This window comes from Nocardia sp. NPDC051030 (assembly GCF_040683015.1).
Classification (GTDB): Bacteria; Actinomycetota; Actinomycetes; order Mycobacteriales; family Mycobacteriaceae; genus Nocardia.
The window spans coordinates 132,704-150,112 of record NZ_JBFBCD010000006.1; the positions used below are offsets into that span (position 1 = coordinate 132,704).

The following is a 17,409-nucleotide window of genomic DNA, read 5'->3' on the forward strand; positions in this document are numbered from 1 at the left end:
CCTGTGCAATATAAGGTAAGCCTATGCAAACCTGAAGGGGCGGTGGGTTGTGCGATACAGACAACAGCGGGCAACCGTGACAGAGCAGGAGAACCGGTGGACACACTCTTGGTGGTCGGCGCAGGGCCGAAAGCCCTGGCGGTAGCGGCCAAGTCGCATGTGCTGCGCGAACTCGGACTGCCCGCGCCGCGGGTGATCGTGGTGGAAGCGCACGCGGTGGGCGGCAATTGGCTGCCCAGCGGCGGCTGGACCGACGGCCAGCATCGCCTCGGCACCAGCCCGGAGAAGGATGTGGGCTTCCCGTATCACTCCACCCTGGCCCGCGGTCACAATCGCGCCATCGATGAGGCCATGCGCGGCTTCAGCTGGAATGCCTTCCTGGTGGAACACGGCACCTACGCCGAATGGATCGACCGCGGCCGCCCCAGCCCGCAGCATCATGTCTGGGCGAAATACCTGCAGTGGGTGGCCCGCAAGACCGATATGGACCTGGTCCTGGGCAGCGTACGGGGCATTGCCGCGGCCGCCGACGGCTGGCTGGTCACGGTGGCCGACGCCGACGGCGGCACCAGCGAGATCGACTGCGACGCGGTCATGATCACCGGCCCCGGCCGCAGCGACCGCGCCCTCACCCAGCACCCGCGCGTCCTGAGCATCTCCGAATTCTGGAATCTGGCGGGCCGCCGCGCCCTGCCGCCGTCCTCCCGGGCCGCGGTCATCGGCGGCGGCGAGACGGCCGGTTCGGCCCTGGACGAGCTGGTTCGCCACGATGTGATGACCGTCTCGGTGATCTCCCCGAAGGCCACCCTCTACACGCGTGGCGAAAGTTACTTCGAGAACTCGCTGTACAGCGATCCCACCAAGTGGAGCGCGCTCGGCATGGACGAGCGCCGCGATGTCATCCGGCGCACCGACCGCGGTGTCTTCTCGGTGCGGGTGCAGGAAAACCTGCTGGGCGACAACCGGGTTCACCACCTCCAGGGCCGAGTGGTGACCATGACCGGTGAGGATGACCGCGTCGCCCTGACCCTGCGCAATGAGCTGCGCCCCGATCAGGTGCACACCTTCGACCTGGTCGTGGATGCCACCGGCGGGCAGCCGCTGTGGTTCCTGGACCTGTTCGATTCCGGCGCAACCGATCTCCTGGAGCTGGCCGTGGGCGGTCCGCTCACCCGCTCGCGCATCGAGAACGCCATCGGCTACGACCTGGCCGTCTCCGGCCTGGACGCCAAGCTCTACCTGCCGAATATGGCCGCACTGTCCCAGGGGCCGGGCTTCCCGAATCTCAGCTGCCTGGGCGAACTTTCGGACCGGGTGCTGGGCATGGATCCGGCGCAGCGGCGAACAGGCCAGCGTGAACGGCTCGCCGCCGCCCGCTAGGGGACAGACGCGCGGTATCCATCACGCGAAGCGGCCGCGAGAGCGACTCTCGCGGCCGTGGCGGAACGGTGCGGGGAAAGCTAGCGAATGACCGGCAGATCCGCGGCATCACGCGGGAACGCGTACAGCGAGATCCGCCGGTCCGGGCGAATATCGAAGTCGCCCAGGTGATGCCAGCCGGTCTTCTCGAGCGCCTTGCGCATGGGAGTGTTCCGGTAGTCGGGCTCGCACATGACCCGCAGGCACTCCGGCTCGGTGGCGAGGATGCGCTCCGCCAACTGCCGCATCCATCGCGACATGACGCCCCGGCCAAGCAGATTGGTGTCCGCGGTGGCGATATGGAACCCCATATCGCGCGGGTCCGCCTCATACAGGCGGGCGATCTCGTCCTTGGCGGGGCGATACAACTCCACATAGGCAACCTCACGCGGCCCGAGTTCGGGCAGTCCGAGGGCGGTGAAGTCGTAGCCGAGAATGCAGGGCCGCGAGAAGGTTCCGGCCAGCTGAGCGGTGCAGTCCGCGTACCGGCGCTCGATATCCCAGTCCTGCTCCCAGGTTTCGAGCAGGTGCGGCCGATGCATCCATTCGGTGATGGTCTCCGGATCGCTGCCCTCGATATCGACCGGTCGCAGCGAGAACGGTGCGGCGAACTCGGGAATCACCGGTGCGGGCGCGGCGCGGACCTCGTCGGGAATGTCCGTGAGTTCGCGCACGAGGACGTAGGTCGTCCGGTTCATCGGTGGGGCGCTCCGTTCGGTCGTTAGCTTGATCACCCTGATTGGTAAGGCTAGCCTATACTAAGTTGTCAGTGTTATGGTCGCCCGGACATTCGGGGGGACAAGGTGAACCGACGCTGCGGCTTGTCGGGCAGTGTGTAGGAGAGATATTCAATGGCACGGGAACTCGGATGGATCAGGCAATTTCAGGCTCCGCGTTCCTCGCAGGAAGAAGTGATCCTCCCGCCGCTGCTGGTTTTTCCGCACGCGGGTGCCGGAGCCTCCGCCTACCGGGTATTCGCCAAAACCCTCGCTGAGCAATTCGATGTCGTGGTGTTCCAATATCCGGGCCGCCAGGATCGGGCCCGCGAGGCCGCCGCCGAAACGCTTCCCGAGATCGCCGCCGGAGCATTCGCGGCATTCCGGGACTCTGCGCACAACACCGGTGTGCCGATCACCATTTTCGGGCACAGTATGGGCGCCATCGTCGCCTTCGAATTCGCGCGGCTGGCCGAGGCCGCCGGGCTGAGCGTGCGCCTGGTCGCCGCCTCGTCCGCCGCCGCGCCCTCGCTGATCGCCGATCTACCAGGGCATCCCACCGAGGACGAAGAGTTGCTCGACCACATGTCGGCGCTCAATGGCACCGGGGCCGATGTCATGGCCAGCCGCGATGTGCTGCGCATGGCGCTGCCGGTCATGAAGGCCGACTACCGGGCCTTCGACGCCTACTCCTGCGCCGCCGATATCGCTCTCCAAGCGCCGATTCTGGTACTCGGCGGCGATGAGGATGAATTCGTGGCTCCGCGCGCCCTGTATGCGTGGGAAGCGCACAGCCGCAGTGGAATCGAGGTCACGCTGTTCGCGGGCGGGCACTTCTATCTCAATGATCATGTGCACGGCATTGCCGAACTCCTGGTGGCCGAGAAGAGCGTCGCGGCATGACCGTTTCGACCGTGGATGATCCGATCGTCATTGTCGGAATGGGTATCGAAGCCCCGGGCGGGATCGATACCCTCCCGGAATTCTGGACGGCACTCGCCGAATCCCGTGAATTGATCGGACCGTTCCCGCGTGATCGGGAATGGCCGCTGGCCGAATTGCTGACACTGGATCGCACTGAGGGCTGGAGTCCGGTCGCCGATGCCGGTGGCTTCCTCACCGGTGCAACCGAATTCGATCCGCTGTTCTTCGGCATCACTCCGCGTGAGGCTGTCGCCATGGACCCGCAGCAGCGGGTCGGCATGCGGGTGGCCTGGCGAGCGCTGGAGCATGCGGGGCTCAATCCCGGTGCCCTGGACGGTGATTCGGCCGGGTGCTGGATGGGCGTCTCCTTCATGGAGTACGGCCCGCGTGCCGCGTCGGTCAATGAATACAGCGGCTACCGCGCTACCGGCACCGCGTTGGGTGCGGTGGCCGGGCGCATTTCGCACGGACTCGGCCTGACCGGGCCGTCCATCAGCGTCGATACCGCGTGCGCTTCCTCGCTCACGGCGGTGCATCAGGCCGCCGCCGCCATTCGCGCGGGCGAATGCGAGTGGGCGCTCGCCGGTGGCGTCTGCGTCATGGGTTCGCCGGGCGCGTTCTACGAGTTCTCCAAGAACAATGCACTCGCCGGTGACGGCCACTGCCGCTCCTATGCCGCCGATGCCACCGGAACCCTGTGGGGTGAGGGCGCGGGTGTCATTGTGCTGGAACGGGAATCGCGGGCGCGGGAGCTCGGGCACCGCGTGTACGGCCGCCTGCTGGGTTCGCGGGTCAACCACAATGGCAAGGGCGCACCGATCGCCGTGCCCAGTGCGACCGCACAGGAACGACTGATTCGCGCCACCCTCGCCGCGGCCGATATCACCCCGGAACTGATCGGGCTGATCGAAGGCCACGGCACCGGCACTCCGGTCGGGGATCCCTTGGAACTGACCGCCCTGTCGAACACCTATGGCGGCGAGCGTGAGTCGGGTCCGCGATTGGGCTCGGTGAAATCGAATGCCGGTCACGCCCAGGCGGCCTCCGGCATGCTCGGCCTCATCAAGGTGCTGCTCTGCGGCGTCAATGGCCAGATCGCCCCGAGCCTGTACGCCGGGCAGCCGACCGGCGAAATCGACTGGGAGAACACCAGTCTCCGCTTGGCCACCGACCTCGAAGCATGGGAGCCGATCGACGGCGTCCGCTATGCGGCCGTGTCCTCGTTCGGCGTCGCGGGCACCAATGCGCACGCGATCGTCGCCATGCCGGTTCTGGAGGAAAGCGATGTCTAGCCACCGCCTGCCCGATGGCAGCATCCCCGTTCTACTGTCCTCCGACACCGCCGACGGCGTGCGCGGCGAGGCCGCCGCCATCCTGGCGTATCTGGAGCAGCGGCCCGCGATCACGCCGGATCGCGTGGCGGACATGCTGTTCCGCACCCGGACCGCGCGCCGCTACCGGGCATTGGTCATGGTGAGCACGCGCGAAGAGCTCTTGGATGCGCTGCGCGCTGTCGCCACCGACACCGCACATGCGGCGGTAGTTGCAGGCGAAGGCCCCGCTACCGCGCGCAAGATCGGCTTCGTCTTCCCCGGTCAGGGCAGTCAGCGTCCCGGCATGGGCAAGCTGTACTACGAACTGTCCCCGGCCTACCGCGCGCGCGTGGACGAATGCGCGGCCCACCACGCCGAACGCTTCGGCCATGACCAGCCGCTGCACTACCTGCTCGGCAATGAAGGGCAATACCAGGACACGGTGTGGGAAGTGCAGCCCGCCTTGATGTTCCACATGACCGGCCTGGCCGCAATGTGGCAGGCGGCGGGCGTGCGCCCGGCCGCCACCATCGGCCACAGCCAGGGTGAACTGGCCGCCGGTGCGGTCGCCGAGGTCATGTCGGTGCGTGACTCCGTGCTGGTGGTGACGCACCGCGCCCACCTGGTGGAGCGCATCTCGCCGCGCGGCTACTCCATGGCCGTGCTGGCCATGAACCGCGAGGACTGCGAGGCACTGCTGGCCCGGCACTCCGGCTGGGCCGAACTGTCGGTGGTGAACGCCCCGCACATCATGGCCATCTCCGGTGACCGCGACACCATTCGCGACATGGTGGCCACGGCCACCGCGCGCGGCCAGTTCGCCCGCGAGATCGGTGTCGCCTACCCGGCGCACACCTCCATCGTGGCGGAACTGCGTGAAGACTTCGAAGGCTTCCTCGGTGACGAGATGAGCAGCCCGACCTTCACCGAATCCGAAATCACCTGCTACGGCGCGACTCTCGGCGCGGCCATCACCCCCGACCTCACTCAGGACCAGTACTGGTACTGGAACCTGCGCAACCGTGTCCGCTTCGACAATGCCGTGATCGCGGCGGGCACCGACGGCGTGGACACCCTCATCGAGGTCGTCGAACACCCGGTGCTGCAACTCGCCCTCCAGGAGAACCTCACCCTCGTACCCCGAGACCCGGCCCGCGGCCCCCGCGACTACAAGGTCCTCGGCACCTCCCTGCGCACCGCCGACAGCCTGCGCGAATTCACCCGCAACCTGGCTACCGTCGCCGTCCACGACCTCGACTACAACTGGGATGCCCTGCGCATCGACTCGGAGGTCTCCCTCCCGCTGCGCGACTTCCCGCACACGGTCCTCAACCCCAAGAAGCTGTGGGCCGCAGTCGGATACGACACAGACAAGATCAAAGCCGCTACCCCTTCGGTCCCCGCCCCGCAACGCCTGGTGGAGCGCTGGAACCAGTGGGACCGCCGCTCGCTCACCGCGCCACGCACCCTCGCCGTCGCCGACCCCATGGGCCAGTGCCGCGACCTCGCCGCCGCGCTGGTCAAGGCCGCCGACCGCTTCGGTGCCACCGCGCGAATCGTGGACGCTCCCGCCGGTGCAGCCACCTCATCCGAAGCTGTCGTCACCACCCGCGCAGTGGGTTCGATCGCTGCTACCGGACAAGCGCCTGCCTCGGGTGCGCCGACGGTGATGGAGCCGGGCGTTGCCGAGGCCGCTGCCACCTCCGGCAAAACGACTTCGTCCCGCCGGGTCGTATCGACCGGTGCGGCTGGTGCCAGCGGTTCCGGCGGCGCGGTGGGTTCGGCTGTCGGCGGTGATTTCGACACCATGGTGATCCTGTTGCCACCGATGGCCGAGGTCGATGGTGCCGGTGCCGTGGGCGATCTGGCCGAGTTCTTCGCGGAGCGGGCGTGGCTGCCTGCTGTGCAAGGGTTGCGGGCCGGTGGTGAGTGCTGGCTGGTGACCGTGGGCGGTGAGTCCGTGGTGCCGGGGGATGGGGTGCCACAGCTGTTCCATAGTGCGGTGGCGTCCGGATTCCGTTGTGTCGGTGTGGAATATCCCGGTGTGCGGTTCCGGCACCTGGATCTGCCCGCCGATGCCGGTGCCGAGCAGGCGACCCGGATTGTCGGTGCGCTGCATACCGCCGGTGAGCCGGAATTGGCGCTGCGTGAGGGCAAGGTGTTCGTCAAGCGCCTGGTCGCGGACGAATCCGAGGCAGGGGCGGCCGCCGATCTGGATCATGTGGTGATCGTCGGCGGGACCGGGCAGTTGGGTGTGGTGTTCTGCGAGCACTTCGCGCGGAGCGGTGCGGGACGGGTCACGCTGTTGAGCCGGTCCGGTGAATCCGGTGCTGCCGCAGGCGAGTTGGCGCGACTGCGGGCCATCGGCGTCACTGAGATCGTCGCGGTTGCTTGCGATGTGAATGATCCCGAAGCGGTATCCCGCTTCGCAGCCGGACAGGCTGATCGCCCGGTGTCGCTGCTCATTCACGCGGCCGTCAATTACGTGGATTCCGCGATCACGGATATCACCGCCGACATGGTGGCGACCGCCGCTGCATCGAAGGTGGTCGGGCTGGAAGCCATCCTGGCCGCCGTGCCGCGTACCGAGGATTGCCGAGTCCTGTTGTGCTCGTCGGTCGCTGCCACCCTCGGCGGCCGGGGCCAGATTCTGTATGCCGTCACCAACCGCATGCTGGATGTTCTCGCGCGCCGGTTGCGGGCGCGGGGCATCGACTGCACCTCCATCGAATGGGGTTTGTGGAGTGTGGCGGGCCCGCTGGACGATGCCGGATTCGCTCGGGTCGCGGGTGCGGGAGCATTCCCGATGAACCCGGCCGACGCGATTGCCGCCGGATTCACCGGTCAGCCGACCGATGCCGTCGTCATCTCCGCCGATTGGCCGTTCCTGCGCGAGGTGCTCGGCACCTTCGGTCAGGCCACCGTGCTGTCGGAGGTACCGGAACCGGTGGTCGCAGCGCCGGTGGAAACTTCCACCGCTGCAAGGGAATCCGCCGTCGCGGCCCCGGCCGCACCCGCTGCGGTGAGCACGCCTGTCATCGCGCCCGCCGCCGATGAGCGTCCGCTGGCCGATCAAATCCTGGTCGAATTGCGGCGCGTCATGGGCATCGACGGCGGTGACGCCGTCGACGGGTCGGTTCCGCTGGTCGCACTGGGCCTGGATTCCTTGCAGGCCCTGGACTTCCGCAAGCGGGTCCGCATCGCACTGGACCGTGAACTGCCGGTCGCGGCGATTCTGGGCGGCGCATCGCTGGACGATGTCGTGTCGCTGATGGCAACGAACACCAACTAGGGCTAGGGGCCAGATTTTCCATGTCAGACACCGAAGCCACCGTGCTCGACTCCACCGTGTCCGCGCTGGATCGCCGCCGCGAACTGCTGCGCCGCCGCCTCGCCGAGACCGGCCTGGCCGCCGCGTCGCCCGCCGCGCCGGTGCGTCGCACCCAGGCGGGGGAGCGGCGGCCGCTTTCGGCCGGTCAGCGCCGCATGTGGTTCCTGCAGACGCGGGATCCCGAGGACACCACGCTGAATATCTGTGTGGCATACCGTCTCTCGGGTCCGCTGGATGAGGCGCGGCTGCGGTCGGCGGTCGGCGCGGTGTTCGCGCGGCACGACATTCTGCGCACCACCTACGGTGTCGATGAGCAGGGTGAGCCGTTCCAGGTGTTCGCCGAGGACATCACGGTGCCGTGGCAGTCGCAGGATCTGACCGAGCTGCCCGAGCAGAGTCGTTCGGTGCGGGTGGAGGTGCTGGCGCGCCGCGAATTCGGCCGCGCCTTTGATCTGGCCACCGAGCTGCCCTTGCGAATCACCCTGGTGCGCACCGGGTCCGAGGAGTTCGTGCTGTTGCTCGCCGCCCACCACATCTGCTGGGACGACGATGCGTGGGGTGTCTTCTTCGCTGACCTGAACGCCGCCTACAACGGCAATGGTGAGATTGCCGCTCCCGCAGCGCAGTTCGTGGATCTGGAGGTCCTCGATGCCGCCGCTGAGGACGAGGCGGATATCGACTACTGGCGCACCACCCTGCGCCCGCTGCCCGAACCCCTCGAGCTGCCGGGTTCGGCTCTCGCGGCCCCGTCCAAGCTGGCCGACCGCTGCACTCTCACTCTCCCGCGTGACCTTCTCGACCGCGTCGACGCCTTCGCCCGCGAGCACGCCGCTTCCCCGTTCATGGTGCTGCTGGCCGGTTACACCGCACTCGTCGAGCGCTACACCGCCGCAGGCGATTTCCTCATCTCCATCCCGGTCACCAACCGGCGCTCCGCCGCCGCCGAACAGCTGATCGGCTACTTCGGCAATACGTTGCTGCTGCGCGAAACCCTGCAAGGTGGTGAAACCTTCACCACCTTGGTCGAATCCACCAAGCAGACCTGCCTGAACGGCTTCGCCCACCAAACCGTCGGCATCGATCGCGTTGTGCGCGAGGTGAATCCGGAGCGGGTCGCCGGTCGTGACGGCATGGATCAGCTGGTGCGCCTGGGCTTCAGCGTGCGCAAGAGCGCCGACGGTTTCGCCCTGCCCGGCATCACCTCCACCCAGCTGGACGAGCTCGGCGCACCGACCGCGCAGGTGCCTCTGGCGCTGGCGGTGGTCACGGAGAGTGCGAACGGCGCTGTCCTGGAGGCCGAATACCAGGTGGATGTGCTGGCCCGCCCGCTGGTGGAACGCATGCTCGACCATTACGTGCGACTGCTCGACAGCGCGCTGTCCGCGCCCGCCCGCCGCATTGCCGACCTCGACATGCTGGGTGACGACGATCGCGCCGCCCTGCTCGTGCAGTCGCACGGCACGCTCGTTCCGGCGGACCCGACCACCATGGTCGACCTGTTCGAGGCCGCCGTCGCCTCGGGCCCGGAAACCCTCGCCCTGGTCTCCGATACCGTCGAACTCACCTACGCCGACCTGAATCGCCGCGCGAACCGCCTGGCGCACTGGTTGATTCGCGAAGGCGTCGGTGCGGAAGACATTGTCGGCCTGCGCATGAGCAATTCCGTCGAGTTCATCGTCGCCGTCTTCGGCGTGCTCAAGGCGGGTGCCGCCTACCTGCCCATCGACCCGGCCTACCCGGACGACCGCATCGACTACCTGGTCGAGGACGCCCACCCGCGCCTGGTGCTGGGCCGCGTGGAACTCGATGCCGCCGAAGAGGCCGCGGCCGGGCTCCCCGGCACGAACCCGGCCGACAGCGACCGGCTGCGCCCGTTGTACCCGGACAACCTGGCCTACGTCATCTACACGTCGGGCTCCACCGGAAGGCCCAAGGGCGTCCCGGTTGCGCACGCCGCCATTGCCGAGCACGTGGTGAGCTTCACCGCCGAATGGGGCATGACCGCCGAAGACCGTCTGCTGCAATCCTCTTCGGTCAGTTTCGACGCCTCGCTGCTGGATATCTTCGTGACCCTCGCACTGGGTGCGCGCCTGATCGTGCCGAAGCCGGACGCCTTCCGCGATATCCGCTATGTCGCCGACCTGATCACCCGCCGCGGCGTCACCGTGCTGCACATGGTGCCGTCCATGCTCAGCACCTTCCTGCTGCTGCCCGAGGTCAGCGAATGGCGGGAACTGCGCCACGTCCCGGTCGGCGGCGAGGCCCTGCCGGGCGAGGTCGCCGACAAGTTCGCGGGCGTCTTCGATGCCGAACTGCGTAATCACTACGGCCCCACCGAGGCCGTCGTCTGCGCCACGCACATGCCGGTGGACGGACCGCAGGGCACCGGCATCGTGCCGATCGGCGTGCCCAACCAGAATGTCTTTGCCTACGTGCTCGACGAGGCATTGCAGCTGGTGCCCGCGGGCGTGGTGGGCGAGATCTACCTGGGCGGCGAGCAGCTGGCCCGCGGCTACCTGGGCCGTCCCGCGCTGACCGCGCAGCGGTTCGTGGCCGACCCGTTCACGCCGGGCGCGCGCCTGTACCGCTCCGGAGACCTGGCCCGCCGCAATGAGTTCGGCGAGATCGACTTCGTGGGCCGCGCGGACGAGCAGGTCAAGGTGCGCGGATTCCGCATTGAACTCGGCGAGGTCGAATCCGCCCTGGCCGCGCATCCGTCGGTCGGACACTGCGTGGTCACCGTGACCGAGGATCCTGCCGTCGGCGCCATGCTGGCGGCCTACCTGGTGCCCGCCGCCGGGCAGTCGGTGGAGGTGGAGCAGGTGCGGGCGTATGCCGCCGGTGCGCTTCCGGAGTACATGGTGCCCAGCGCCTTCGCCGTCATCGACGAGATTCCGCTGACCGTCAATGGCAAGCTCGACAAGCGCGCCCTGCCCGCCCCGACGCCCGCCGTGGAGCGGTCGCATCGTGCGCCCGCGACGGCCACCGAGCGTCGCATGTGCGGAATCTTCGGACAGCTCTTCGGGATCGAGCGGGTCGGCGCGGACGATTCCTTCTTCGAACTCGGCGGGCATTCGCTGCTGGCCGCGCGCCTGGTCGCACAGATTCGCGCCGAATTCGGTGTGGAGCTGGATGTCCGGGTCATCTTCGACAGCCCGACGGCCGCCGGATTGGCCGCGCGCCTGGTGGAACAGTTCCTCACCGAGTTCGGCATCGACCTCGACTCGATGGACGACGAGGAGGAATCGAGCGTCGAGTCCGGCGAAAGCGTGCCTGTCGCCGTCGAATCCGCGTCCGCCCGTCCCGTGCTGGCGAATCGGTTACGGCCACAGCATCTTCCGCTGTCCTACTCGCAGCTGGCCATGTGGTTCCAGTACCGCATGGAGGGCGCGAGCTCGGTCGGCAACCTGCCGTTCGCGGTCCGCTTGGACGGTGCCCTCGACCTCGGCGCGCTCCGGGCCGCGCTCGGCGATGTGATCGCCCGGCACGAGGCGCTGCGCACGAGTTTCGCCGAGCGCGAGGGCGTCCCGTATCAGGTGGTGCAGCCCACCGGGCAGGTCGATCTGGAGGTCGCCGAGATCCCCGCCGACGGCCTGAACGCCGCGCTCGCCGAGATCGGCGACTACCGCTTCACTGTCGAATCCGAACCGCTGCTTCGCACGAAACTGCTGGTCCTCGGCCCGCAGACGCATGTGTTGTCGCTGCTGGTGCATCACATCGTGGCCGATCACGCCTCGCTCGGCCTCCTTCTCGAGGACCTGGTCGCGGCCTACCGAGCGCGCGTGGAAACCGGGCAGGCCCCGGGGTGGACGCCCCTCGACATCCAATACCCGGACTACGTGCTGTGGCAGCGCGCGGCCTTCGAACCCGATGCCACCGGCGCGCCGAGCCCGTTCGGCCAGGCCCAGATCGACCACTGGCGTGCCGCGCTCGCCGGAGTCCCGGACGAGATCAATGTGGCGCATGACCGCCCGCGTCCGCCCGTGCTCGGCAAACGCGGTGTGGTGCAGACCTTCTCGTTCCCAGCCACCCGGCGCGCGGGATTGACCGCGCTCGCCGAGCAGTGCGGCGCAACGGAATTCATGGTGTACGAGGCGGCCGTCGCCACCCTGCTGCACAAGCTGGGCGGCGGCACCGATATCGCGCTCGGCACCCCGGTGGCCTGCCGCGTGGACGAGGCCACCACCCCGCTCATGGGCCTGTTCGCCAATATGGCCGTGCTGCGCAATGACCTGTCCGGTGCCCCCACCTTGCGCGACACCGTCTCGCGCAGCCGCAATGTCGTGCTGGATGCGCACGCGCATCAGGAGCTGCCGATCGAACGCCTGGTGGAGGCGCTCAACCCGCCGCGCTCACGCTCGCGGAACCCGCTGTTCCAGAGCATGCTGCACTTCCGTGGCGCGGACTGGGCACCGGCCACGCTCACCATGACGGGCGCGACCACGGCCACCGTGCTGCCGACCGACTTCGACGTGTCGTTCCTGGACCTGAACATCAGCGTGAACGTCACCGGCGACGGCGGCTTGGACGTGCGGGTGGTCGCCAATGCCGACCTGTACGAGCCGGACACGGTGCGACTGATCGCGGATGCCCTGTCCGCCACCCTGGATGGCTACGCCATCGCGCCCGACGGCACGGTCGCGGATCTGACGGTGCTCCCCGCCGCCGAACTCGAACGGCTGCTGGCGATTCCGGCTCCGGTCGCCCCGCGCGCCACTCCGGCCGCGTCCGAGGGCGGATCGACCGCGACCGAGCGGACCCTCATCGAACTGCTCGAGGAACTCCTCGAAATCACCGATGTGGAGGCCGAGGACAACTTCTTCGCCCTCGGCGGTGACAGCGTCATTTCCATCCAATGGTCCTCGCGGGCCGCGGCGCTCGGCCTGCCGCTCACCCCGCAGCTGATCTTCGAGCACATCACCATCGCCGAACTGGCCGCCGCCGTCGATGCGGACGAACCGGCTGCGCCACAGCAAGAGTCACCACAGCAGGAGGAATCCGCTCCCATGTCCGCCTCGGGTCTGGATGCCGACGCCCTGGCCATGCTCACCGCCTCCTGGGGGGCACAGTCGTGACCGCAGCCGCCGCTCCGCCCCGGATCGAGGACGTCCTCGCGCTGAGCCCGCTGCAAGAGGGTTTGTTCTCCCTCTCGCGGCTCACCGGTGACGGGATCGACCTGTACACAATGCAATTCGTCGTCGATATCGACGGGCCGCTGAATACCGAAGTGCTGCGCGCCAGCGCGAATGCCATGCTGCGGCGGCACGCCAACCTGCGCGCCGCCTTCTGGGATCGGGATGTCCCGCGCCCGGTGCAGATCGTGCCCGCCGAGGCCGAATTCCCATGGACCGAGCGGGTCGCCGACCCCAGCGAGTTCGACGCTATCGCGGCCGAGGAACGCCGTAACCCGTTCGACCTGAGTCGCGGTCCGGCACTGCGCATCCTGCTCCTCGAGGTGCCCGGCTCCGGCACCCGGCGCATGATCCTCACCGCCCACCACATCCTCATGGACGGCTGGGCCGTAGCGGTGTTCTTCACCGAACTTCTGGCGGTCTACCAGGCGGGCGGCTCCACCGACGGCCTGCCCGCACCGCGCCCCTACCGCGACTACATCGCCTGGCTCGCCGCGCAGGACACCGCGGCCGTCACCCAGCGGTGGGTGGACTATCTGAGCGGCCTGAGCGGACCGCTCATGATCGCAGACGGCAGCCCCGCCGCCGGTGCGGTCCCGGAGAAGACCAAGCTGCTGCTCCCCGCCGCGGAGACCGCGCGGCTGCAACAGTGGGCGCGCGCCCATGGACTGACCCTCAATACCGCCGTGCAGTTCGCCTGGACCGTGGTGCTGGGCCGCCTCACCGATCGCCGCGATGTCGTCTTCGGCACCACGGTTTCCGGTCGCCCCGAACACCTTTCGGGTGTGGAGCAGATGATCGGCCTGTTCATCAATACGGTTCCCGTCACGCATCGCATCGACCGCGAGCTGAGCGTGGTCGAACAGTGCACCCGCCTGCAGCGCGAATGCGCCACCATGCGCGATATCGGCTATCTCAGCCTCTCGGCCGTGCAGCGCGCGACCGGTCATGGCGCGCTGTTCGATTCGCTGTTCGTATTCGAGAACGCGCCCATCGACGAGGCCATTCAAACCGTCACCGCCGCCGATGGCGCGCGCTTCCGGCCCATCGAGATGGAGAGCCTCGCCCACTACCCGCTGACCGTGGTGTCGCACCTGAGCGGCGCGGACCTGGTGGTGCTGGTGGAGGCCGTTCCCGAAGCGCTGCCGCACTTCCCGGCCGCCGATATCGGCGAGCGACTGCTCGCTGTGCTGCGCCAACTGCCCGATATCGGCGATGCCACGCCGGACGCACTCGACGTGCTCACCCCGGCTGAACGGGTCGAACTCGAAGAGCTGAACGGAGCTGTCGAAGGTCCATTCGGCGCCGAGGCGGAGCCGAATGGAACCGTCGCACGTCCATTCGGCACCGTGGCGGAGCCGAATGGGACCGTCTGGGAGCTGTTCGAGCGGCAGGTGGCGGCGACGCCCGATGCCTTTGCCCTCCAGGCTGGTTCGGATGAGCGCTACACCTACCGGGAACTCCGGGATGCCGCTGCCCGCATGGCCGGTGAGCTGGCCGCGCACGGCGTCGGACCGGAAAAGGTTGTGGCACTCGCACTGCCGCGCTCCACGCGGTCGGTCATCGGCCTGCTCGCGGCCTTCGCAGCGGGTGGGGCGTACGTTCCCATCGACATCACGCTGCCCGCCGCACGCATCGAATCGATTCTGCGACAGGCACAGCCGACGCTGGTGCTCACCGACGAGAACTGCAAGGCACTGGTGGCCGAGCAGTCCACACCGGTCCTGGTGCTGGACGATCCGGCTGTCGCGGAACGGATCTCGCAGCGTCCGGCCGTGACCGGCGAAGTACTCCGCCATCCCGATCAGACCGCCTACTTGATCTTCACCTCCGGCTCGACCGGTGAGCCCAAGGGCGTCGCGGGCACCCATGCCGCGCTTACGGCCTATTTCGCCGATCACCGCGACCGCGTCTACCGTCCGGCCATGGCCCGCCTCGGCCGCCCGCTGCGCATCGCGCACGCCTGGTCGCTGAGCTTCGACGCCTCCTGGCAGCCCATGGTGGGTTTGCTTGCCGGACAGACCATTCACCTGTTCGACGCCGAGGAAATGCGGGACGCGCACCGCCTGTGCGCGGGCATGATCGCCCACGATATCGATATGATCGACACCACCCCGTCGATGTTCGCGCAGCTCATTGCCGCCGGACTGGTCGATCGTGAACTCCCGGTGCTGGCGCTCGGCGGCGAGGCCATCGATGCCGCGCTCTGGGCCCGACTGCGCGCCCTGGCACCGCAGGACGGTAAGACCGGCACCGCCGTCTACAACTGCTACGGCCCGACCGAGACCACCGTCGAGGCCGTCGTCGCCCCCGTCGCGGACTTCGACAGCCCCACCATCGGCACCCCGAATGCCGGAATGTCGGGGTACGTCCTGGATTCCATGCTGCGCCCGGTGCCGCGCGGTGTCATCGGCGAGCTGTACCTGTCCGGTCCGCAGCTGGCGCGCGGCTATATCGGCCGCGCCGCAATCACTTCCGACCGCTTCATCGCCGATCCGTTCTGTTCGGGTCGGCGCATGTACCGCACCGGCGATCTGGTGCGCCGTCTGCCGCACGGTGGCTTCGGCTACCTCGGTCGTGCCGACGATCAGGTCAAGGTGCGCGGCTACCGCATCGAGATCGGCGAGATCGAGACCGCGCTGCGGCAGCTGCCGGGCGTGGATACCGCCGCGGTCACCGTGGTCCGTCGCGCGGGTGGGGCGAGCCTGGTGGGATTTGTGGTGGCACAGCCGAATCGGGTCCTGAACTCGGCGCGGCTGCGCGCCCCGCTCGGGGATCGCCTGCCCGCGTACATGATTCCGGCCCGCATTCTGGTGCTGCCGCAGCTGCCGGTGAACGCCAATGGCAAGCTCGACGGCCCGGCGCTGGCTCGCCTGGCCGAGGCGGCGCTCTCGGATACGGCCTCCGGCATCGCACCGAGCACTCCCACCGAGAAGGAGCTGGGTGCGGTCCTCGCCGAACTCTTCGACGGCCGCACACCCGGCCTCGACGACGACTTCTTCGCGCTCGGCGTGGACAGCATTGTCGCGATCTCGCTGGTCAACAAGGCTCGTCGCCGGGGGCTCGCACTGACCCCGCGCATGGTTCTGGCCACCCCCACCATGCGTGAGCTGGCCGCGGCGCTCGACAATGCCGCACCGTCGGACGGTCCCGCCGAAGCGGCGGACTACGGCGAAATCCTGCCGCTGCCGGTGGTCTCGTGGATGTACGAGTACGGCAACTACCGCCGCTTCACCCAGACGGCACTGCTCACCCTGCCGTCCGGAATCCAGCGTGCGCAGCTGGAAGCGTCTCTGCAAGTCCTGCTCGACGGTTACGACACCCTGCGCTCCCGTCTGGTCGATACCGCCGACGGCCCGCGCCTGGTCACCGAGGCTCCCGGCAGTATGCGGGCAGCCGAGATCCTGTCGGAGGCAGACGGATCGGATGATCTCGCAGCCGCCGTGCATGCGGCCGCGCGCACGGCCATGGACGAGATCGATCCGGGCACCGGCGATATGGTGCGCGCGGTCTGGTTCCCCGGCACCGCGCAGGGCGACGTCCTGCTGCTCACCATTCACCATCTCGCGGTGGATGTGGTGTCGTGGCATATCCTGCTCGCCGCCCTGGGCGAGGCATGGAGGCAGCTGGAGGCGGGCGAACAGCCGCGCGCACTGCCCGAATCCACCTCGTACCGTGAGTTCTCGCGTCGCATATGGGAGCGCGCGGAGGATCCGGAAGTGCTGGCGCAGAGCGACTATTGGACGGCCCAGCTGTCGGCCCCCGACCCGGCCATCGGCCGTCGCGTGCCGTACCCGCGTGATGACAAGTGGTCCTCTCTGCGCGTCACCACCGCGGTCACGCCGGTAGCGGTCACCGAGCGCGTCCTGGCCGCTCTCACCCGTGAGGAAGGCGTCCGCGAATTCCTTTTGGCGGCACTGACGATGACCGTGGCGAGCTGGCGGCGTGAGCGCGCCGAGAACCCGTCCATCGGCACGCTCATCGCCCTGGAGGGCCACGGCCGCGCCGACGAACTCCTGGACACCGACACCTCCAACACGCTCGGCTGGTTCACCACCATCTTCCCGGTCCGTCTCGGCGCCGGTGCGACCGTGGATGTCGCACGCGCGGAACAGGATCCGGCCCAGGCGCGTGCCCTGCTGGATTCGGTCACCGCGCACTTGGCGGCCATCCCGAACCAGGGCGTTGATTACGGCGTCCTGCGCTACGCGACTCGCGCCCCCGAGCTGGTCTCGGCCCGCCATCCGCAGATCGAGTTCAACTATCTGGGCCGCGTGGATCTCGGAGGGCAGGATCCGGCCTCCTGGTCCCTGCTCACCGGTCCGCTCAATGAGGCGCTGCCCCTGGACCCGGAACCCGAACTGCCGCTGCGTTATGCGCTGGACGTCATCTCGGGCATCGGCTCCACCCCGGCGGGCCCGCAGCTCACCACCAATTGGCGCTGGAGCGAAACCCTCTTCACCGAGGCCGATGCCGCGCGCCTGACCGAACTCTGGCAGCGCAGCATCGCCGCCCTGGCCGCCGCTCTCTGACCACCCGCTTCGCGCCCTCCGCCCCAACGACGCAGGGCGCGA

Annotated in this window: 7 protein-coding genes; 6 read left to right on the forward strand and 1 reads right to left on the reverse strand. The window is 68.4% G+C overall.

The window, feature by feature from the left end:
• Positions 1-96 precede the first annotated feature (96 nt).
• Positions 97-1,380, forward strand: a complete 1,284-nt coding sequence (locus tag AB0N05_RS21495; protein WP_364696890.1) for a SidA/IucD/PvdA family monooxygenase — start codon at positions 97-99, stop codon at positions 1,378-1,380.
• Positions 1,381-1,460: 80 nt separating this feature from the next.
• On the opposite strand, the gene AB0N05_RS21500 is transcribed toward AB0N05_RS21495, so the two are convergent.
• Positions 1,461-2,117 carry a GNAT family N-acetyltransferase gene (locus AB0N05_RS21500; protein ID WP_364696893.1) on the reverse strand — a complete coding sequence of 219 codons (657 nt, stop codon included), beginning with the start codon at positions 2,115-2,117 and terminating at the stop codon, positions 1,461-1,463.
• 153 nt (positions 2,118-2,270) lie between these two features.
• Between AB0N05_RS21500 and AB0N05_RS21505 the strand changes: the two genes are divergently transcribed.
• From AB0N05_RS21505 to AB0N05_RS21525, 5 genes are read left to right on the forward strand one after another with little or no spacing between them, the layout of a single operon-like run.
• The gene (locus tag AB0N05_RS21505) at positions 2,271-3,038 is read left to right on the forward strand and encodes an alpha/beta fold hydrolase (RefSeq protein WP_364696896.1); all 768 of its coding nucleotides are present in this window, start codon (positions 2,271-2,273) and stop codon (positions 3,036-3,038) included.
• The gene (locus AB0N05_RS21510; RefSeq protein WP_364696899.1) at positions 3,035-4,351 is read left to right on the forward strand and encodes a polyketide synthase; all 1,317 of its coding nucleotides are present in this window, start codon (positions 3,035-3,037) and stop codon (positions 4,349-4,351) included. The genes AB0N05_RS21505 and AB0N05_RS21510 overlap by 4 nt, the downstream gene beginning before the upstream one ends.
• Positions 4,344-7,664, forward strand: coding sequence for an SDR family NAD(P)-dependent oxidoreductase (locus AB0N05_RS21515; RefSeq protein ID WP_364696902.1), 3,321 nt, complete (start codon positions 4,344-4,346; stop codon positions 7,662-7,664). The genes AB0N05_RS21510 and AB0N05_RS21515 overlap by 8 nt, the downstream gene beginning before the upstream one ends.
• A gap of 20 nt (positions 7,665-7,684) precedes the next feature.
• Positions 7,685-12,778 (forward strand): amino acid adenylation domain-containing protein, encoded by a 5,094-nt coding sequence (locus tag AB0N05_RS21520; RefSeq protein ID WP_364696905.1) that lies wholly within the window; start codon positions 7,685-7,687, stop codon positions 12,776-12,778.
• Positions 12,775-17,367: an amino acid adenylation domain-containing protein gene (locus AB0N05_RS21525; protein WP_364696908.1), complete on the forward strand. Its 4,593-nt coding sequence runs from the start codon at positions 12,775-12,777 to the stop codon at positions 17,365-17,367. The genes AB0N05_RS21520 and AB0N05_RS21525 overlap by 4 nt, the downstream gene beginning before the upstream one ends.
• Positions 17,368-17,409 lie beyond the last annotated feature (42 nt).